The organism is Leptospira tipperaryensis (genome assembly GCF_001729245.1).
GTDB lineage: Bacteria > Spirochaetota > Leptospiria > Leptospirales > Leptospiraceae > Leptospira > Leptospira tipperaryensis.
Genome location: NZ_CP015217.1, coordinates 1082017 through 1102406, shown reverse-complemented (window position 1 = coordinate 1102406; position 20390 = coordinate 1082017). Strand labels below are relative to the sequence as shown.

General features: G+C 41.4%; 20 protein-coding genes. 6 read left to right on the top strand and 14 right to left on the bottom strand.

The window, feature by feature from the left end:
• Positions 1-41: 41 nt before the first annotated feature.
• The 10 genes from A0128_RS05270 to A0128_RS05220 form a co-directional block, all read right to left on the bottom strand.
• On the bottom strand, positions 42-470 hold the full coding sequence (locus A0128_RS05270) for an SURF1 family cytochrome oxidase biogenesis protein (protein WP_162274093.1): 429 nt from the start codon (positions 468-470) through the stop codon (positions 42-44).
• A gap of 188 nt (positions 471-658) precedes the next feature.
• Entirely contained in the window at positions 659-1177 is a 519-nt protein-coding gene (locus A0128_RS05265) for a MepB family protein (protein ID WP_069609137.1), read from the bottom strand.
• A 97-nt stretch (positions 1178-1274) separates the two neighbouring features.
• Positions 1275-1667, bottom strand: coding sequence for a hypothetical protein (locus tag A0128_RS05260; RefSeq protein ID WP_069606547.1), 393 nt, complete (start codon positions 1665-1667; stop codon positions 1275-1277).
• 273 nt (positions 1668-1940) lie between these two features.
• A complete protein-coding gene (locus A0128_RS05255) occupies positions 1941-2342 on the bottom strand; it encodes an iron chaperone (protein WP_083244199.1) in 402 nt (133 codons plus the stop codon).
• Between the two features lie 584 nt (positions 2343-2926).
• A complete protein-coding gene (locus tag A0128_RS05250; RefSeq protein ID WP_069606546.1) occupies positions 2927-4660 on the bottom strand; it encodes an ArnT family glycosyltransferase in 1734 nt (577 codons plus the stop codon).
• Positions 4661-4676: 16 nt separating this feature from the next.
• The gene (locus A0128_RS05245) at positions 4677-4964 is read right to left on the bottom strand and encodes a Cys-rich protein (protein ID WP_069606545.1); all 288 of its coding nucleotides are present in this window, start codon (positions 4962-4964) and stop codon (positions 4677-4679) included.
• Positions 4965-4994: 30 nt separating this feature from the next.
• Positions 4995-6056, bottom strand: coding sequence for a dual-specificity RNA methyltransferase RlmN (gene rlmN / locus A0128_RS05240; RefSeq protein ID WP_069606544.1), 1062 nt, complete (start codon positions 6054-6056; stop codon positions 4995-4997).
• Positions 6057-7388: 1332 nt separating this feature from the next.
• Positions 7389-7778, bottom strand: coding sequence for a hypothetical protein (locus A0128_RS05230; protein WP_069606542.1), 390 nt, complete (start codon positions 7776-7778; stop codon positions 7389-7391).
• A gap of 277 nt (positions 7779-8055) precedes the next feature.
• Positions 8056-8814 carry an indole-3-glycerol-phosphate synthase gene (locus A0128_RS05225; protein WP_069606541.1) on the bottom strand — a complete coding sequence of 253 codons (759 nt, stop codon included), beginning with the start codon at positions 8812-8814 and terminating at the stop codon, positions 8056-8058.
• A gap of 7 nt (positions 8815-8821) precedes the next feature.
• Positions 8822-9154, bottom strand: a complete 333-nt coding sequence (locus tag A0128_RS05220; protein WP_069606540.1) for an STAS domain-containing protein — start codon at positions 9152-9154, stop codon at positions 8822-8824.
• A gap of 79 nt (positions 9155-9233) precedes the next feature.
• On the opposite strand from A0128_RS05220, the gene murD reads away from it, so the two are divergent.
• The 6 genes from murD to A0128_RS05190 all read left to right on the top strand — a co-directional run bounded on the left by murD (position 9234) and on the right by A0128_RS05190 (position 14176).
• On the top strand, positions 9234-10622 hold the full coding sequence (gene murD, locus A0128_RS05215; protein ID WP_069606539.1) for a UDP-N-acetylmuramoyl-L-alanine--D-glutamate ligase: 1389 nt from the start codon (positions 9234-9236) through the stop codon (positions 10620-10622).
• 571 nt (positions 10623-11193) lie between these two features.
• On the top strand, positions 11194-11538 hold the full coding sequence (locus tag A0128_RS05210; protein ID WP_069606538.1) for an ArsR/SmtB family transcription factor: 345 nt from the start codon (positions 11194-11196) through the stop codon (positions 11536-11538).
• Positions 11525-11992: an SRPBCC family protein gene (locus tag A0128_RS05205; RefSeq protein WP_069606537.1), complete on the top strand. Its 468-nt coding sequence runs from the start codon at positions 11525-11527 to the stop codon at positions 11990-11992. The genes A0128_RS05210 and A0128_RS05205 overlap by 14 nt, the downstream gene beginning before the upstream one ends.
• A gap of 59 nt (positions 11993-12051) precedes the next feature.
• Positions 12052-12477, top strand: a complete 426-nt coding sequence (locus A0128_RS05200) for a GFA family protein (protein ID WP_069606536.1) — start codon at positions 12052-12054, stop codon at positions 12475-12477.
• 321 nt (positions 12478-12798) lie between these two features.
• On the top strand, positions 12799-13059 hold the full coding sequence (locus A0128_RS05195) for a Cif family virulence factor (RefSeq protein ID WP_069606535.1): 261 nt from the start codon (positions 12799-12801) through the stop codon (positions 13057-13059).
• A gap of 715 nt (positions 13060-13774) precedes the next feature.
• Positions 13775-14176, top strand: coding sequence for a DUF4345 domain-containing protein (locus tag A0128_RS05190; protein WP_069606534.1), 402 nt, complete (start codon positions 13775-13777; stop codon positions 14174-14176).
• Positions 14177-14256: 80 nt separating this feature from the next.
• Here A0128_RS05190 and A0128_RS05185 read toward each other — a convergent pair whose 3' ends face one another.
• From A0128_RS05185 to A0128_RS05170, 4 genes are all read right to left on the bottom strand, one after another.
• Positions 14257-16239 carry an HD domain-containing phosphohydrolase gene (locus tag A0128_RS05185; RefSeq protein ID WP_069606533.1) on the bottom strand — a complete coding sequence of 661 codons (1983 nt, stop codon included), beginning with the start codon at positions 16237-16239 and terminating at the stop codon, positions 14257-14259.
• A gap of 250 nt (positions 16240-16489) precedes the next feature.
• The gene (flgE, locus tag A0128_RS05180) at positions 16490-17884 is read right to left on the bottom strand and encodes a flagellar hook protein FlgE (protein WP_069606532.1); all 1395 of its coding nucleotides are present in this window, start codon (positions 17882-17884) and stop codon (positions 16490-16492) included.
• Positions 17885-17911: 27 nt separating this feature from the next.
• Positions 17912-18619 carry a flagellar hook capping FlgD N-terminal domain-containing protein gene (locus A0128_RS05175; RefSeq protein ID WP_069606531.1) on the bottom strand — a complete coding sequence of 236 codons (708 nt, stop codon included), beginning with the start codon at positions 18617-18619 and terminating at the stop codon, positions 17912-17914.
• An 18-nt stretch (positions 18620-18637) separates the two neighbouring features.
• On the bottom strand, positions 18638-20236 hold the full coding sequence (locus A0128_RS05170) for a flagellar hook-length control protein FliK (RefSeq protein WP_069609135.1): 1599 nt from the start codon (positions 20234-20236) through the stop codon (positions 18638-18640).
• Positions 20237-20390: the final 154 nt, after the last annotated feature.

The window sequence follows — 20390 nt, the reverse complement described above, 5'->3', positions numbered from 1 at the left end:
GCTTTAGAAAAACAAATCTTTTTATTCTTCTCTTTAACATATCACAGACCTTCGATCAAATCCAAATAGATCGGGAGAGAGTGTAATCCGTACGGAGGAGAATCGGAAGCGATCGTCTTCTCATCTATTTCTTTCCATAGTTCGGTTATAGTCTTTGGCTTCCGAAGGACGACTCCCTCCTTCTCGTAAACGTTCGCGTTCGATAGGTTTCGAATCCATCCGTAAATCGAAATCGGATTCCTAATAATGGGATCTTCATAAGAAAGATACTTATATTTATGATTCACGCCCCTAAGAGGAATCCAACCGACATTGACCAACACGGCGTCCATTGCGTACCAAGAAGGCCAACCTAAAGACGGATTCGGCTCTCTGACAAAGGAAAAAGGTTTCAAAATCAAATACCCTTTTTCTCCGTCTTTCGTTGCCTCTTCCAGTATCTCCGTTTTATGAAAGAATCCTTGAAGCAAAACGAATCCTTCGCGTTTTCCGAGAAAGGGGAGATTTTTTTTAGTAAGATGTTTTTTTCGCTGAGTAATTTCCGAATTAAAAATTATCTTTTGTGGATCGTATACGGTTCTATCGCAGGAAAAGAGAAAACAAATAATTATGATAAAAAAACAAAACGAGAACCGATTAAAATTCAAACGATCCTTCCTCATTTTCGTAAAAGTAAAAGATCACTAAAGGCCTTTTTATCTTTCGGTTTAGCAGAATCATTCTCCATAAAATAATTTAACTGCCAGGCTTGAGTTCCTTGCGCCTGTTTGTTAAGCGACACGTCCCAAGGGGGATAAACTCTAAAACCGCGCTTTCCCGCCTTCTTGCCCGCCAGAATTCCTTTTTCGTTGAGAACTTCTTTCGGAAATATAAACTGTCCGGAACGGTTTTGAATATTGGCGGAGATCATATAGTAATCGATATCGTCTCGAATATGATAGGGTTCAATCGGGCCTCCCTTCTTTCGCTTCCAAAGAGTAACGAATTGGCCGGCTTTAGTCGGAGTTATCTTGGCTATTCGAAATACAATCTTTCGATCCATGAGATCGAATCGACAGGCCCCATATTCCGCGCTTTCCTTTTCGACAAAAAGATTTGTCGGCTCCAATCCGAGAGGACTCAAAAGTTTCCTCTTCATTTCCTGAAACGACTCGGGTGCGAGGTCCTTTTCGATCATCACGCCCTCTTTTTTCTTTTGAAGAGATGAATTCGATTTTTTAGTTGTCATGTTTGTCTTTTGTCAGCCCAGAATTTGCTTGTTTCTCTTTATTTCTTCAGATCAGAAGAAAACAAAACACCGCGATCAGAAAAGTGATCGGCGCAAAAAGAATACTCTCCATTTGATCGAGTGAATTCAAGTTTCCGAATGTGTTTATGGAGAATAACGCGAACATCGTCCACAAAATCCATTTTAAAATCGAATTCGAAAAATAACGTCGGATATAACCTCGCTCCATCAAAATCACAAAAAGAAAAAATGAATTCAATACGATGGAAACAAGTTCGAACGCATACATCTGCTGCAGATTCTGAAGACGTCCGCCCCAGACAATCCCATAGGGAATAACCTGGATTAAGACAAGAAAATGAAAAACAAAAATCAACGAGAAGAGAACAAGTAGAATTCTACCTATACTTTTTTTGACGTCTTGATTTTGAACAAGCATAGATATAGTTCCATTGTAAGGTGGATTCTTTCCATTCTTTTATTTTTTCAAAGCTCTGGAAGTGGATTGGTTAGAGTTTTGTGTTCGGAAAATTCTAAGATTATAAACAATTAAATTGAAGACCGTCAATTCTCCGAAGGGTTCCGATGATCTTGCCTTGCAAGGGTTTATAGTCGTTTAAAAAATATGCCTCGGAAAGATTACATCCTCCGTAAACGAGAATAGACCAGTTGTCAAAGTTGCTCCCATTCTCCGGACACGGCGCGAAGGTGATCAGGTATTTTCTTTGACCCTAAACTTTACGATCTTTGAAATGAGGGTTTTCGGTAAATTCTTATCCAAAGGAAATTGAATCGCACCTTTCGAAAATTTATAAGGTGATAAATCCTTTTTAAATTCTTTTGTCGCGCTGGAAGTGGGATAAAATCCGAGGTGGTTTTTAAAGGCGGCGAAATAGACAAGATTTCCGTTATATGCAAAAGCCGGCATATTGTAGCTGATCTTTTCCTCGGCCATCGGCGCCGATTTTCGAACGAGGTTTCTCATTTCGTTTAATATTTTTTGGATTTCTTTTGGAAAAGATTCTATGTATTGATCGACCGTTTTGAACTTCGCGTTGGTCGTGGAGCGGACGGCTTCCTTGCCCTGTTTAAATTTCACCTTGAGAAGCTTCATCTCTTTTTCGATCAAGACGAGCGCATTGGGTCCGATTCCGTGAAGTTTTGTAATTTCATCCTTCGTAAACCTTGAAAAATCTTCGATCTTTCTAAGCTTCAACGTTAAAATCGCTCGTTTTGCGGGATTGGAAAGTTTTTCTAAGAGCGCTTCCATTTCCATAGTTTTACCTGATTCAGAGTTTTTGAAATGTATTGGGATAAAAGGCGCGGGAGAATTTTCCTTGGACCGATTTTCCCGTAATCTTATCTCAAACGGACTTCAAGTCCGATTTCAAGCTTTTTTCGGCTCAATCCTTTGTAGGAACAAGTAGAATTCGATTCTTATTGCGCGGTGCTTTGAGTCAGAATGTTACGGAAGTTCGGCGGGTTTTTGAGCAAAACGGAGGAGTTCCTACTTTCAAAAAAGTGAGAGTTCCCACATTTAAAAAAACTAAAGGATCTTAGGATATCTCGGGCGAGAGGGAAGAAGGGAAAAGTAGTCCCCGGTTTAACCCAGGGACCAAAACCAAACCAGGCTCACAATTTAGCCTACTTTACTTTTCGGGAGAATCGAAAATTCCCCTCATCATTTTTTAAGGACTCTTATTTTTTCTCGGATTTTTTTAACGTGGCTCGCATCAGAATCACTTTACCGGCGACCTTATCTCTTTGTGATTTTAGAAAGAATTTCCCTTCCGGAGTCGCTACTTTATAAGAAGGGTATTCTTTTACAGTTTCGAACTGAACGTCCTTTCCAAAAAAATCATCCATCTTACCGACCCATTTGTCTTGAACGATTAGATAACGTTGTCCGTCCTTTTGAATCGCATCGACCAAAATCGCGGGATCAAAGAGAGTTCTTGAAATTCTCTGAGAGTAATAAGCGTAGGATCTTTTCGAAGCGGGAACTCCGAAAAGAAAAAGTTTTTCTTTCCCCGCTTCATTCTCCCGAATAAAAGTTCCGATCTCTTTCGAAGGTTGATACGAAGTCAACATCGGATAGAGATACAAACTCACGACGGAAAAAAACAAAGACACGGGAAAGATCCAAGACGCAAGAAGACGTCCTTCCCTACCCGTTTGAATAAAGACCCAGATAAAAACGGCTAAATAAATCAAAGGAAGAATCAGATAACTCCAACCGACTTGAATACTTAAGACGGGAAGAATCAAGATCGTGACCAAAAAAGCTCCGGCGGTGATCAAAAGAAGAACGACTCCGATTCGCAAAAAGAAATCTACTTCTTTGGATTCTTTCAGAGAAAGAAGAATCGATTCTAAAACCCCTGCTCCGATTACGGCCGCGGCGGGAAGACACCAGTAGATATACTGAGGAAGTTGATATCTTGAAAAGCTGATCAAAAATAAAAAGAGAAAAAGCCAAAACCCGAGAACAAAATCCAGATTCTTATATTCGTTTTTTAGAATATTCTGAAATACTCCCTTTGATTTTCCTTCTTTGAAAAACTTACTCACCCGATCGATCACAAAACCGGCAAAGGGAAGAATAAAGATTCCGAACGCCCAAGAAAAGTTGGAATAGAAAAAGAGAGGATTGAATTTTTGGTTGTACATCTTAACGTAGAATCTTCCAAAGGATTGAATCCACAAAAAGAAATAAGGGCCGTAGGTCTGAAACTCAAGATAAAGAGGAATCGACCAGAGAACCGGAGGAAGGATCGCAAGAAACGCGCCCGGAAACAATTTCATCTCCAGAAGACGCTTCCAGTCCCTTCTAAAAAGAATATCTCCCCCGATCGACAAGGCTGGAATCACCATCGCGATCGGGCCTTTCGTGATAAAACCCAAGCCCATCGCAAAATACATTAGATAATAATAATTTCGATTCTTCTTAAAACCCAGATAATAGAATGCGTGAACCAAAATCAGATACGGAGTGAGATAAACGTCGATCTTCGGATCCACGACCATCGAGTAGAGTCCGGGTGAAAGAGAATATAAGAATACCGCGATCCAAGCACGAAGACGACTTCCGGAATACAATTCAGTAAGTTTGAAAATTCCCCAGAAGGAAAGAAACGTAAAAAGAAGCGCCGGAAGACGAAACGCGAAATTTTGATAACCGAAGACAAGAAAGGAAAGAGAAATTTTCCAGAAAGTAAGAATCGGCTTATCCAAATATCTTCTTCCGTTGTCTCGGATAAAAAACGGATTTCCGCCTTCCACCATTTCTCTCGAAATCTCAGCGTATTGGGAAGAATCGATATCGATCACGTCGAGGGGAAGCGTAAAGAGCAAAGGAAGAATCGAGAACAAAAGAAAAACAAAGAGAACTCTGACGGATATCAAGGGTTTATCGGAAGTGATTGAATTCATTTTCTATTCCTTTTTTTTAATCCATAAATCCGGATTCGAGGACGCAGGTATTAAAACCTTTGCATGTAGTTTCGGACTCGAAACAGGGAAGGACAAAACTCTGTTCTCGGATACAACCGCTCTCGCAGTCGATCATCGCCTGATTCTTTTCCAGCTCGGTAACTTTCACGTCCTTAAACGTGGTCACCGCGCACTGAACAAAGAACTTACAAGCAGAGCTGCATTTTTGCTGAACGTATTCCTGACAGGAAACAAAAGGTAAGATCGTTAATAAGAGGAAAAGAAGAATTCTTCTCGGATTCATTCCCCCATTTTTCAAAAAGGAAAACTGAGGTCAACTTTTTGAGGCGAGCATTCCACAGGCCCCGAAAATATCTTTTCCGGGAGATCTTCGGTTGAGAATCGGAACTCCGGCCGGTTCCAAGAGCGCGATGAACTCTTCTACCTCGTTCCTCGTCGGCCTTCTCCATCCGAAAAATTCGGTATTGAGAGGAATCACGTTGATCTTACAATCCATGGATCTCGCAATCTTCACGAGCTTATTCGCGTTCTCTTGGCCCATGTTCACGCCGGGAATCATAACGTATTCGAAAGTGATTCTTCGATTCAATTCTCTCGTAAAATCCTTCGCGGCTTGTATGAGTTCGGGAAGTGCGAATTTTTCCTCGATATCCATGATTTCCTTTCTTCCGTTTGGATCCGGATGATTGAGGGAGATCGCAAAGTTATAAGGTTCTTTATTTTCAATAAAACGTCTGATTCCGTTGACGACCCCGGATGTGGAGATCGTGATTTTTTTTGCTCCCAGATTGAGAGCGTCCGGATCGTGAAGGATGGAAGCCGCGCGGATCACGTTGAAATAGTTGTGAAACGGTTCCCCCATTCCCATAAAAACAACGTTAGTCGCTCTATCGCCTACGATTCTTTCCACTTGGAGAATCTGATCTACGATCTCGTGAGCTTTGAGATTACCTTGAAACTCCAATTTTGCTGTCGCGCAGAATTTACAGTTGAGAGTACAACCCACTTGGGAAGAAATACAGATCGTCTTTCTTCCTCCGTCGCCGGAGGGAATCCAAACCGCTTCGAATTCTTTTCCGTTGTTCGGCTCGGAACTAAAGGTAAACTTTTGAGTTCCGTCTACGGACTTGAGATGTTTTGCAACGTGAAGACGAGTAAGAGAACAGAGTTCTTCTAACTTTTCTTTGAGCGCTTTGGAGAATGTCGTGAATTGTTCCCAGGATTCGTAACGATTTACATAGAGACCGTGATAGATCTGTTTTGCGCGAAAGGGTTTTTCGCCAAGAGACGACATGATATCCGAAAGTTCTTTTAAGGTTCTTCCTTTTAATGGAATCTTTCCGGTTTGAACTTCGCCGAGCGTCTCTTGAGTCATGGGAATCATCCTACAAGTCGATGTTTTTCTCTGGGGTCGTAGAGAAAACTCTTTTCAATCGCGATTTTTCAGGGAAGAAAAAAAAGAATCCGATGAACAGTCAAATTCCATCCTAAAATCAAGATGTTTTGATTTGATTCTTTTGAAGAGCGTTTCAGAACTTTTTCTTTTTATAAGAATTCTTATGTTCCCTTGTTTCTTCTTTGAACCAAAGGAGCGCCTAGAGAAACGAGTTGTTGGATTTGTCTGAAATGTCGGGCGTTTAGGCGAACTTCGCATAAGTGGGAGAATAGCCTCGTGAAGGAGTTGATTCTGATTGTAGGGGCTGTGACAAGGGTTGGATTTATAGTAGAAGGCGGCGTTTATACGAACTTCGTATAAGTGGGAGACAAGCTCGTGAAGGAGTTGGTGCTTATTGTCGGAACTACGACAAGAGTTGGTTTTATAGTAGAAGGTGGCGTTTATACGAACTTCGTATAAGTGGGAGACAAGCTCGTGAAGGATTCGATTCTGATTGTCGGAACTACGACAAGGGTTTGTATTTACCGTAAAGCTCGGCGTTTATACGAACTTCGCGTAAGTGGGAGAATAGCTTGTGAAGGAGTTGATTCTGATTGTAGGGGCTGCGACAAGGGTTGGATTTATAGTAAAAGGCGGCGTTTATACGAACTTCGCATATCTCCTAAAAAGCCAAGCGGAAAAAACTACGAACGAGTCTTTGATTGAAAGGATTCATAAGTTATTACAATTCCACGTGCTTAGGCGAACTTCGTATAAAATGAATTATCTATAAAAATCAGATTCTTCTTATCGAAGTTATGACAGGATTTGGTTTCATCTTAAATGTCGGTGTTAATAGTAACTTCACAGAATATTAAATTCATCAGTAAAGGTCAGATTCTTATTGTAGGAACTACGACAGGAGTTGGCTATATCTTAAATGTTGCCGTTTAGGCGAACTTCGCATAAACTCCAAATGAAAATGCGGAACATTAACGAGCCTTTGATCAAAAAGATTCCTAAGTTATGACCACTTTTGTTTGTTTAGGCGAACTTCGTATAAGTGCAAATCAATCACTAAAAAACAAATTCTTCTCGTTGTCGAAGTTCCGACAAGATCGGACTTCCTCGAAAATGACCGCGTTTAGACGAACTTCGTATAAGTGCGAATCAATCACTAAAAAACAAATTCTTCTCGTTGTCGTAGTTCCGACAAAACCCGACTCCACCTTAAAGTCTGCGTTTATACGAACTTCGCATAAACGCCGCACCCACTCCCCAAAACAATAATTCACGACAAAACGAAAAATTTACAGAAAGTCCCATGTTTCTCTAAGAGCGATTTAAGATTTTAAAAAAGAAAAAAGGAGCCAACGCGATCCAGATTAAGAAAAGAATCCAGAGTTCGCCTTGAAAAACATCGTGTGCGTGAAAGAATTCGGAAATCGGTTTTTTGGACCAGAAGACGATCATCGTATATTCAAAAAGTTCGGTAAGAACCACCCAGACGATTCCGATGACAATCGACTGTTTCGCATTTGAAAATGGAAAGTATTTTGCAATTCCGGCAATCGGAATGCTCAGAAGAAGGATTCCGGTGAAAACCGAAATTTGATGCGATAAAAATTCCCCGAATAGATTTTTATAAGTAAGTTCTCTTATCGTTGCATTCAAAAACGCAAAAATAAGAAGAAGGAACCAGAAAACTCCGTATCGAATCATAAATTTCTCACCTCTCTCGGCAAATGGATTCTCAGATTACGAGAATTTCCATTCTAAAATTCGATCCATGCGATTGATAAATGTCTATATAACAAGGGATTCGCGAAGCAAATCTTTTGCCAATCAGTGGAAGATTCCGGGGTTTTAAAAAACTTTTTAGAAATTCTTAGAAATAAAGATCAAGCAGAAGTTTACCACAAAACGGACTTAAAGTCCGACGCAAGATTTTTTTCGGTGGGATGATTTGTCGGAAGCAATGAATCTATATGCAAAAATTCTAAAATAACTCCAACCAAGCTTTGTGAATATCGGATTTTTCCATAAAATAGGTTCCGATCAATGCGGCGTCCACGAGCTTTCGAAAGTTATCCAGATCGGAACGATTCTTAACACCGGACTCCCCCACCTTAATAACGTTAGGCGGCAAGAAAGAGGAAACTTCCTCCACAAGATTCTGATGAATTTGAAACGTGTCCAAGTCTCTCGTATTGATTCCAATAATTTCCGCGCCGCAATCCAGGGCTAACTTTGCTTCTTCCGAAGTGTGAACTTCCACAAGACTGTCCATTCCTAAAGAAGAAGCGGATTTTAAGAATGTCTTGATTTGCTCCGGAGTCAAAATTCTTACGATGAGAAGAATCGCGGAAGCGCCGTAGGCCCTTGCTTCTCGTATCTGAACCTCGTCTAAAATAAAGTCCTTTCTCAAAACGGGAATTCTTACTTTGGAAGAAACATTCTTCAGATCTTCCAGGGAACCACCGAAATAATCTCGATCCGTCAAAACCGAAATCGCAGAAGCTCCACAATCTTCATAAGTGCTCGCAATTTTTACCGGATCATATTCGGAACGAATTTCACCGGCGGAAGGGCTTTTCTTTTTACATTCCGCGATGATCGAGAAGTTACGACTTCTGAGCGATTCCCGAAGTCCGAGTCCTTTATAGGGAATCGGATCGAAACTCGGAGTCACTTTGATTTCGTTTTGTTTGGTGGCGATGATTTCCCGGAGAACCCGGTGCAATTGAGTGGAAGACATCAGAAGCTTAGAAAGATTTCAAAGCCTCTTCTTCAGTTTCGCGAATGTCAAAAAGAGAGGTAAGTTCGATTACGTCAAAGATACGTTTGACTGCAGGTTTTATATTACTAATCTTTAATGCACCCTCTTTGGAGTTGAGCTTTCTAAGGGTGGAGATACAAGCTCTGAAACCGGACGAAGACATATAATCCACTTCCTGCATATTCAGAATTACTTTTTTATGACCTTGATTGTCGATCAGATCATTCAGATTTTCCTCTACTTCATTGGCGATGGAAACATCCAAACGTCCTTTGAGATAAACAATCAAAACACCGTCGCGTACTTTGTGATCGAGCAAGGGAATATCCTTAAGTTTTTGCTACTGACAACTATCGGGGGTGAAAATAACCTGTCAATCACTGTTCAACGGTCAAAAAATGAAATTTCCCGAGTCCCTAAAAGACCAGAAGACTCTCGTTCTTGGTGGAGGAATCTCCGGAAATTCTGCATTGGATCTTTTGATCACTCTGGGAGCGGATCCCATTCTCTGTGATCGAAACCCTCCGACTTCAAGCCGAATCGCTTTTCTTTCGGATTCTACCGAACCCAATTCTCTTCCTCCAATCTCTCTTATCATAAAGTCTCCGGGTATTTTACCAACTCATCCGATTCTTCTCTTTGCAAAAGAAAAAGGAATTCCTGTGTTTTCGGAAATCGATCTCGGAAGACATTTCTTCCAGGGAAGAATCATAGGAATCACCGGAACGGACGGGAAGTCGACGACGACTGCGCTCACGGCTCATCTTTTGAAAAAGGATTTTCCGGATCTGAGAGAAGGCGGCAATCTCGGAATTCCATTCACTTCCTTTTGTAAGGAGCCGATCTCGTTAGCGGTTCTCGAACTTTCCAGCTATCAATTAGATGACTCCTCTCCTCTCCAATTAAACGCGTCCGTATTTTTAAATCTTGCACCCGATCATTTAGAAAGACACAAGACTATGGAAAATTATTTCCAAGCAAAGTTAAAGATCGCGGATCTTAAAAATCAAAATCATTCTCTGATCGTTTCGCAGAAGATCAAAGAAAGAATCCTGAACACCGTAGAGTTTCAGTGTAAACTTTTGAGTTTTGGAAGAATCCCGGAAGCGGATGCGTTCTTAGATGAGAATTCTCTGAAGATCCGTACTGCAAAATTCGAATACGATCTTTCTCTGTTTCATCTTCCCGGAACTCACAATCGAGAGAATCTCGCGGCTTCCATTCTTGCAGCCGAAGCGATCGGAGGAAAACCGGAATCGATTCAATATCAGATCCCACTCTTCAAAGGTCTTCCACATCGTTTTCAAATCGCAGGAGAGAAAAACGGCTTTTCGTTTATCAACGATTCTAAATCGACAAATCTTCATAGTATGCTCGCGGGAATGTCCACTTGGAAGAAACGAGAGCATACCTGTCTCATTTTAGGCGGAAGGCCGAAACAAGAGGACCCAAAACCACTTTATGATTTCCTAATACAAGGAATCGGCTGTGTGATTCTCATCGGGGAAGGCCGTCCCGTTTGGGAAGAAGGGATTCGAAAACTCATCGGAGCCAAACTCTTCGCAGTGGAAACCTTAGAGGAAGCTTTTACGATCCTAAAGAATGGAAAAACAAATTCATCCCCTACTCAAGAAGAAACTTTTCAAATTCATTTAGAGAATGGAATCCAAATCTCTTCGGTCGTTTTTTCTCCCGCTTGCGCGAGCTTCGATCAATATAAGAATTTTGAAGAAAGAGGAAATCACTTTCTTTCTCTCGTTGAATCCTTTCTGAAAGAAGACAGATAAGAACAAAACAAAAGCCCTCCTCTTATTAGAACCGCCTTATCCAAAATAAAAACCTGCGTTCTATCCGAGAGCGAATACAAAAGATTCGATAGAGAATTTTTATTAGTATTTTAGAATTCTATGAAGAGTCGCCTGTTTGAATTTGATGATCGATTCAAAAGTGGGAATCTTAAAGCAAAATAAGAACCGCAATATTCTTTCTTTTTCCATAGAGTTCCATAAGCGGAAATTTTCGACCGCGTTTATACGAACTTCGCACAAGCCGCTACGGATTTAAAAAAGAATTTTGTCTGAAACGACGAACTCGATTTAGAATCGGTCCAGCGGTGTTTATACGAACTTCGTTTAACAATAGGCAAAGCTAAACTTTGACTTCAAAATCGAGATAGAAATGTGACTAAATATTAGTTTCAATTCTGCAAGGAAAGTTTTCAAAACTAATTCCAAGGCGATCATCTGCCGATCCTCATAAATACTCAGAAATCGCCTTTTTAATGGGGTTTAGAGAATCCCGCCTGAAAATTAAAATTTGAGTTGACATGCAGGTATTTACCTGCATGTTGTTTTCATTATGTCGAAAGAAATGGAAGCGGTTGACAAGGTGTTCAAGGCGTTGGCTGACCCGAGTCGCAGAAAAGTTCTCGATCTTCTTTATGCCAACAACGGCCAACCTCTTTCAGCTCTCTGCGAACAGTTGAATATGCAGAGACAATCAGCGACACAACACATAGACATTCTAATCAATGCGATTCTGGTAACGGTTGTCTGGAAGGGTCGAGAGAAACTCCACTTCATTAACCCAGTACCGATTTACGAGGTCTATGAACGTTGGGTTAGAAAATTTGAACAGAATCGCTTAAGATTTTTACACGACCTGAAAACGCAGCTCGAAGGAGAGAACGATGGAAAAGCCTAGTTTCGTCTATGTCACTTACATAGTCAGCACACCGGAGAAAGTATGGGGTGCATTGATTGATCCGGAAATAACACGCCAATATTGGCTCGATCCATTAGCTAAGAATCCGGCGCACATAAACGTTTCGAATTGGGAAACCGGTTCGGAATGGAGGCACGAGCGCCTGGATGACGAACGGACAATCGACATCGTAGGCAAGGTTGTCGAAAGTAATCCCCCTCGTCGTCTTGTGATTACATGGGCCAGGCCGAAGGAAGTTGAAGAAGAATCAAAACATTCGCGGGTAACATTTGATATTGAACCATATGCAGAGGGGTTAGTTCGTCTCGTTGTTACTCACGAAGATCTAGATCCTCAAATGTTCGCGGGAATATCCATTGGTTGGCCCGGCGTTCTCTCCAATCTCAAAACATTTCTGGAGTCAGGTCGCGCTTTAGCAAAACACATCTCGTGATCAAATGATTTCAAGATTTTGAATATATCTTTTTTATAACTCTACAAAGGAAAACAAAGATGAATCATCCGAATCCCTACTCCGGCGGCTGCGCTTGCGGTTCAATTCGTTATAACATTTCCGATGAACCGATATTTATGAATGATTGCCAGTGTCGAGACTGTCAGCGGATGAGTGGCACAGGCCATGGATCCTATCTGACGTTTCCATCCCGGACAACCGTAACGCTTACTGGCGAGGCCGCGCACTTTAACATGGTCGGCGACAGTGGCAGTATCAAGACTAGCGGCTTCTGCTCAAAGTGCGGCTCTCCGGTGTATATGACATTCTCTGGAATGCCGGAACTTTTTACTGTGCACGCTGCAAGTCTCGATGATCCGAATCGATTCAAGTCGCAGGTTGTGACCTACGCTATGCGTGGTTATACTTGGGACCACCTCGATCCGTCACTGCCAAAATTTGAAAAGATGCCGCCAACATCCTGATTGTTGGCGAGTAAGAATTTCGTCATTGAATTTTCAATCGGAACGAACCCGATCTTTCGGATATTAAGAAATCTATTGTCAGCGGTAAGAGCATTCGTAATGAGTCGGCCTTACCGCTACACTCCGACTTGTTTTTTGTAAAGACAACATCCATCTGCGCGGATCGTGAATCTATTTCGTGAGATGGAATGAATAGGTTTAGAACGGCTTAGCGACGTATAACGTTAACCTTTCGATATGCGGACTCCGTTGATCTCAATTCATCGTTAGGCCAGATGATAAATAGCAACTTTACCGGTTTTTTATCTTATAGAGCGGACGTTGGACCGCCAAATTCATAAAGAAATATCAAAAGCAGACAAAACGATCAATGAAAAAGACTATGAAACTTTAACAAGTTGTTACACTCACGACGCTATCTTAATGATCAAGCTGGAAACACTCGCAAAAGGAAGAGACGAAGTAATAGAAGCATATAAAAAAATCGCTGATTACTTTAAGGACTCTCTCAAGGTAACACAGGGAAAAATGCTCATTTATGAAACTGATTTGTTAAACTTTAAATCTGTTAAGAAAGATTAAGGGCGTCCGATTTTACTTTCTTGATTTGTGTAAAAAAGAAAAAAATAGAACATCTCAAAAATACCTTTCAGAACTTAGAGATTTTATGTAACCAGAGATAAACTCGGATAAAAAAAACGGAGATCAAAAGGAACTATTACAAGATAAGACAAAATCTACCGAAAAGCTCTAACTACTTACGCTGAAGTTTATACGAACTTCTTATAAACTTTAATCACTCTCGAAAATAACCTATTGTTGCAATTACGAAAAAGTGAAATCTTTTGCTGAACTTTCCGCTAATGCGAACTTCAACTTTTTTCTGAAGACATAACCATTACCCGATAAACAAAGACAACCTGATTGAGAGAAGTTCTAATTTCGAAAGGTTTGCAAGAAATTGAAAATCAATTCGTGAGCTCAGGAGGATTCCATCAGCTAAAAATGATTTTGTGTCGTTTACACGAAGTTCGCATAAACGCACAGTTCCCCGCTTTCAACCAAAACAATGTTTGGAATTCATAAATGTCAAACAAGTTCGATTGCAAACTCGGATCGCAATGCGAAAACACTTATCTAAAAACCGTTCCCTTACAAGAAGGAAAATAAAAAGAATCGACAAAGATCAAACAGAATAACATGAAATTCGAAAGTAACAATTCCTAAGAAATCAGATGTCTCCTATCAGGCAGATTTTGCATTTGACAACGAGTCATCGAAGGTGGATTCTATTGGAATGAAATCAGATTCTTCCTTATCGATGAGTGAACGTATTGTCCAAATTTGTTTGTTTCTTGTGGCATTCATTGCAATGTTTGGCGGGGCTTTACAAATGTATCTCGGCGAGCCTACGACGACTCCGAGGTTGGATAACGTGCATCGATTTATGGCGGGAGTCTATTTTTCTACGGGCCTTATCAGCGGCTGGACTGCTTGGACGATACAAAAACAAAATGTTTTGGTCTACTTACTCGCGTTGGGAGTATTTCTCGCGGCGGTCGGAAGGCTCGTTTCCATCAGCGTTGTCGGTTTGCCCGAGCCCGCGGCACTCTGGCTTGGTTATCTCGTTCCTGAACTTGTAATTCCACCGATCGTCGTAATCGCGCAACGAATCAGCGATAAAAACAAGGGTAAATAGGAATATATTAAATTCTTAATATTGAACGCGAGAATTTACCACATTCAAACTCAAATTGAAAAAAGTAGATTGAAACGCTACTAACGCAGATATCCGGAATTGGAAAGTCGTTCGTAGACTTTGCCTTCTACGAAAATTTTAAGTAGATCCGGATCGACGTGGTTATCACGGGCTTCCATGTGCAAAATATCTAATGCTCTTTCCAAGGAAACCGCTCTTTTATAAGGACGATCTTTATCCGTGAGGGCGTCAAAAATATCGGAGATTGTCATGATTCGAGATTGAACCGGAATCGAATCTCCCGCCAAACCTCTCGGATAACCCGTCCCATCCAGCTTTTCGTGATGCGCGTGAGCAATGGAAGGAACCATTTTTAAGTCCCCGGTCCAAGGAATTTTACTCAAAAATTGAAACGTATGTTCCACGTGTGATTCAATTTCTTTTCTCTCCGCAAAATCTAAGGAACCTTTTTTGATCGTGAGAAAACCGAATTCATACGGAGAAATAAGATTCAGACTTTCGCCCGCAGTCGTGGAATAATTCACTTTTGCGATCTCTTCCAACATTTGAAAATTAGATTCTTCTAAAATAGAAGGTTCGTTCGAATCGATCACGATCTGAAACATCTGATCTAGTTTTTGATATTCTACCTGAAGCTCGAATTCCAGAGAAGTTTCATAATCGGAAAACCCCGCACCTCCGTGTTTTTTGAGATAATCGGCTTTCTTTTGGAGAATTCTTGACTCGATATCTTTTTTGATATATTGAAATCTCCATCGAATCAACTCAAGCTCGTAGTCTTCCAGTTTTTTGGATTTGACCAAAACCTTTTCTCGAACTCCGACCTTTCCAAAATCATGAAGTAATGACGCATAACGTATTTCTTTGATTTGTTCTTTGGAGAATTTGATATGCCCGTATTTTCCGTCTCCGACTTGATCCACTATTTCCGCAAGACCCACCGTAAGCAGCGCCACGCGAAAGGAATGACCGCTCGTAGTCGGGTCCCGAGATTCGATCGCGTTTACCGACGCAGTGACAAATCCCTCAAAGAGCGTTTCTATCTCTTGCAAAAGATTATTATTCTGAATTGCAACGGCGGCTTGGCCCGCTACGCTCATAACGAGCTGGGCGGAATAATCGTCAAAAGGAAGAATATCTTTTCCCTTCATCTGATCCACAGTCAGCTTCTGATTAAAGTTCCGTTTTTTATTGATAAGTTGAATGACACCCACGACTTCGTTCCTATGATTTTTCATGGGAACGACGAGCATTGACTTCGTATGATAATTGGAAAGAACGTCGAAATTACTGTTAAACGTATACTCCGCGTCTTCGGGAAGGTCATACACGTCGGGGATATTCAGAATTTTTCCGGTCGCCGCCACATAACCGGCGATACTCGATTTATTAATAGGAAGTAAGAATTCTTCCGTATCGATATCCATCGATGAAATCTTAAATCTCAAATTTCTTATAAATCCAAGCTCGTCTTTTTCAACCAGATAAAGGGAGCCCGAGTCGGCCACCGAGATCTCTCTCGCGCTAAAAATAATCTCTCTCAGGAGTTTATTAAAGTCCTTCTCGTCTGCGAGACTGATTCCGATCCGAGTCAACTTTGAAATTTCGTATTTTGTAGTATTGACCTTGTGTTGAAGATCGAATTGATCCGTGATCATCTGAATTTGAGTGAATGCGTTGAGGATCGTCTTATTTAAAATGACGTCCGAGGAAATCTCCGGAAGAATTGCGAAAATCAAATCGTCTTCGATTTTCAAATCCGATGATTCCGTATAATCGAGGTTATCGTTCAGAATAAAACGACTGAGAATCAGAGGGTTACTCTGGAACTGCTTATGAATTTGTCTCTGATGTTCTTTGAGTGTAGGAATCGTTAGATAGAAGATAACGTTTATAAAGCCGATGGAATCACGGATGGATTCGGACTCGAAAAAATCTTTTAATTCCAAAAATTGAACTTCTAAACGAGAAGCCACCGGAATGAGTCTTTTGGCAATTGAACGTGAGTCCGTGATTATGTATTTAGGGAACTTCTGACTCATCCTTTCCAGGAACCAATGAAACCATACGCGAAATATAGTGGAAAGAGAATTTTTCCCAAAATACGTCAAAAAAAATTAACTGTTATTTAAGAAATGAAATGTTTTGAAAATTCGGATTTCGAGAGAAAACCTATTCTAGAAAAGGCAATATGAGAAAAAATTGAACAATGTTTTGGAGAATTCTCCAAAGAAAGGAAATTTCTTCTTAAGCCGTTTTGGTTCAGCCTAAGAAGAAATTGTTAAAGGATTCTTAACGTTTGAGACCTAAAACTTCCTGGATCATCTGATCCGAAGTCGTAATCGTTCTCGAATTCGCCTGAAATCCTCTCTGAGTTACGATCATATCGGTAAACTGATCGGAAAGATCTACGTTAGACATTTCAAGAAGACCTGCGTTGATTTTTCCTCTTCCTTGAACTCCCGCCTCACCAATGTTAGGTTCCCCGGAGTTCATAGAATAGGCGAACATAGTATCTCCCGCTTTGTCCAAACCGGCAGGGTTGTTAAAAACGGCAGTCGCAATCCTTGCAAGAGGCTGACGAACTCCGTTTGAAAATACCCCGGTTACGGTTCCGGAATTATCAATCGAGAAAGATTCCAAATAACCCATCGTGTAACCGTCTTGTTTTACGGCTTTGGTCGTAAAGTCGGAGGAAAACTGAGTGATTCCATCGACCATTCCGGCTTCGCCGAGATTCAGGTCGAAGTTTTGAACTGCGGGATTTCCCGGAATTCTAAAGGAAACCTTCGCGTTCAACTTACCGGTGTTCATCGAATCCGTTCCGTCGGAAACGTAGACGAGTTTTCCGTCGGGAGTAAATCCGAGTTCGATCTCGGTGTTACCCGGAAGTTGTGTGTTCTGGCCTCCGGTTCCGGCAACGTCGACTGAAAGTTGAGTCGCGTCTGTAAGACTCAGACGAGCTTTCCAAGTGTTATCACGAACCTTATAAAGTTCCATCTTGAATTCTCTCTGGATCCCTTGATCGTCGAAAGTTTTGATAGTGGTCACGTGACCTCTTCTCATCTTAGGATCCGGATCGTTGATCATTGCAGTGACTTCTTCTTGAGTCGCATCCGGAGGAACAGCAGGTACGGAAGAATTCAGGTTGGATTTAAAGTCGATCTGAGAAGTAGCTCTCGCCGGTTCTTTAGAATAAACTGGAATCACGATGTCCTCGATCGAGGCTGAAGAATTGATAAATTTATTTCCTTTGTCGTCCAGTCGTGAATTCCAACCTTGCACCTTGAGTCCGTTAGCTGGATTCACGTAGTAGCCGTTCTTATCCAAGTTGAAAGCGCCGGCTCTTGTATAAAATTGTTTGTCCCCGTCCTTAACGATAAAAAATCCTTCTCCGGACATCGCAACGTCGGTATTCTTCCCGGTCGTTTGAAGAGATCCCTGAGTCATGATTTTATCGATTGCTGCAATCAAAGATCCCAAACCAACTTGTTGCGGGTTCACACCTCCGATATTTTCTTTCGGTTCGGAAGCTCCGCGGAGTTCCTGTGAAATCATATCTTGAAACGTAACCCTTTCGGTTTTAAAACCGTGAGTGTTGACGTTAGAGATGTTATTTCCAATGACATCCATTCGGACCTGGTGGTTTTTAAGTCCGGATACACCGGAATAGAGTGACCTCATCATAAAGCTGTTACCTCGATTATCCTTTGTTTATTCGTATGAATTGCTTTTGTCTTTGCCCGGAAACTTCCAGTCGGAAGGTTTTTCTTCCGCGGACGTTTTGTCTTTGAGTTCCGGTGGTTGTACAGTTGTTTCGGAAGAAACCTCTTTCGATTCCGATTTACCCTGTGCTGCGTTAGGCGCCGCTTGTGGAGCCGGAGCCATTGTCTGAGCCTGAGCCTGGTTATAAGCGGCTTCCTGTTCTTTGAGAACGGTCGGATCGCTGATCAGAGTGATCTGTTCAACGTCGATGGATCTTCCGTTTACGCGAACGAATGTTTTCCCTTCTCCGTCGAAAAAGAGAGCGCCCGCGATACCCGCGATACTTTCTCCGTTTACGAAATCAGGACCGGAGACAAGTTTTCCAACGAGAGAAAAACTTTGACGGTTTCCCATCTTCTGAATTCCGGTGGAGATATTGTTCATCTGCTCGAGAGAAGAGAATTGCGCCATCTGTGCGATGAAATCCTGATCCTTGACGGGATTGGTAGGATCCTGAGATGAAAGTTGAGTTATGAGAAGTTTTAAAAAATCATCCTTACCGAGAGACTTTACTGTGGAACGAATTTCGATTCCTTTGAGACCGTTCTTTTCTTCCTTCTCCAAATTCTCCATGTGGTTCCGGATTTTGAAACTTCTGTCTCCTTCGAGGTAATGATCTCTCGTCGCTTGTTGGCTTACGCCGGCTGTTTCTGGCATGATGATTTCCTCCGAGGCCTATACTTTCAGATCGAGCAGTTTCTCTGTTTTCCCTTCGGTTTTTTCGGAAAAACCATGAGGTTCGGAAGAATTTTCTTCTAGCGAAAGTTCATCTTCTTCCCAAGAAGAATTTTTGAAATCGGAGTTCCATTCGTCTCCGAAAGCGGTTTGAAAAGAATGAGAATCTTGTTTTTGTTTTTCGGAGTCCGCGTTAAATGCAAATGCTTCTTCTCTTTCCTTTACTTCGATGACAAGGGATTCGAGTTCGAGACCGTTCGCCTTGAGTTCTTGTTTTAGGTTAGCGAGTTCGGCGGTTAACTGTTGTTTAATGAAATCGGATTCTACCAAAAGTTTCCCTCGAACGACGTCCTTATCCGTAGAAAGAGAAAGAGACATCTGACCGAGGTCTTTCGGATTCATACGAATGCTCGCTTCCGTTTTTCCATTATCAAGAATCTGAACTCTTGCGGAGCGAATGAGGTTTTGAAAATTTTGTTGAATGTCTTTTTTAGAAAGAACGTGCGATTCTTTCGAGATCGAAAAATCTTTGGCGGAACCCGGCATTTCGCGTCCTACTACGTTAGGCGCCGAGGAACCTTTGACTAAGGAAGAATAAGAATCTCCGGATCCTCCGCGTGAAGATTGATCTTGTCCCGATTTTCCGGAAGAATTTTCGGAGAATTGATTGAGGACTGCGGTTTTGATCTCTTCTCTTCCGGAAGTTTTCAATTGAAGATAAGAATCCGTTTTTTTATCTCTGCTGATTTTCCATTTTTCGGAATCTACAGCCTGTTCTTTCGCGACTTCTATTTTACTTTCTTCCGAAAGCTTCGAAGAAATTTCTTTTTGTGAAGAATTTTTTACATTCTCCTTTGAATCTTTGGATGTTTGTTCGACCGAACGAGATTCCGGCTCGAAAAATTTGGATTCTTTTTCAAGAGAGACTTCTTCCTTTTGTTCGGACCTGATTTTATTTTCTTTGAGAGTTTTGACGGGAGAATCCGACAACTCCTCTTGAACAAGGGATGAAGTCTCGATCGTTTCTTCCAGAGCCGCTTCGTTTAACAATTCGGAGGATTCTTCCTTTGAAAAGAGGGTTTGGACCAAGTCGGTCGTGGAAAGCGGTTTTGAATCGAGTTCGGAAACGGATGCTTCCGCGACGATCTCCGCTTCGAGTTCGTTTAATATTTCGGTTTCAATTTTCGGATCTACGGTTTCGTCGGATTTCGCGTCCGCAACGAGGAACCACGGGAGAACGGAAACGTTCGACAATTCTTCCGAGGCGTCGAGTTCCTCCTCTTCTTCCGCTGCATCTTCCTTCTTTGCTGTTTCGGATATTTCAGTGGAGGATGATGTCTCTTTGGATTCTAATTCTTCTTTGGGAACTTCTTTTGTTTCTTCTTTTTTTTCAGGAGTTTCTATTTTAGAGAAAGCGCTTTGAATTCCAGAGAGCGTTTCATCCAATCCTTTTTGCGCCGATCCCTGAAGCGATTTCATAAGATCCATAAAGGAATTCTTTCCGATCAAACCGGAAAGTGAGGACACGCTAAGAGGCTGTTCCGTTACGCGCGTTTGTGGTTTGTATTCTGATATGGAAAGATCACCTGAAATATTCATACTGAGCTCCGCAGTATTAAAATCGATCTTTCCCAGAATTCCTTGATGGTTTTTTAAATTATCTTCTTCCCTTTTGCGATTATGTCGCACAATTTCGTTGGAATCAGGATCTTGCGGTTTTTTGGATCATCTTTTGAAGTCGGAATTCTTCAGA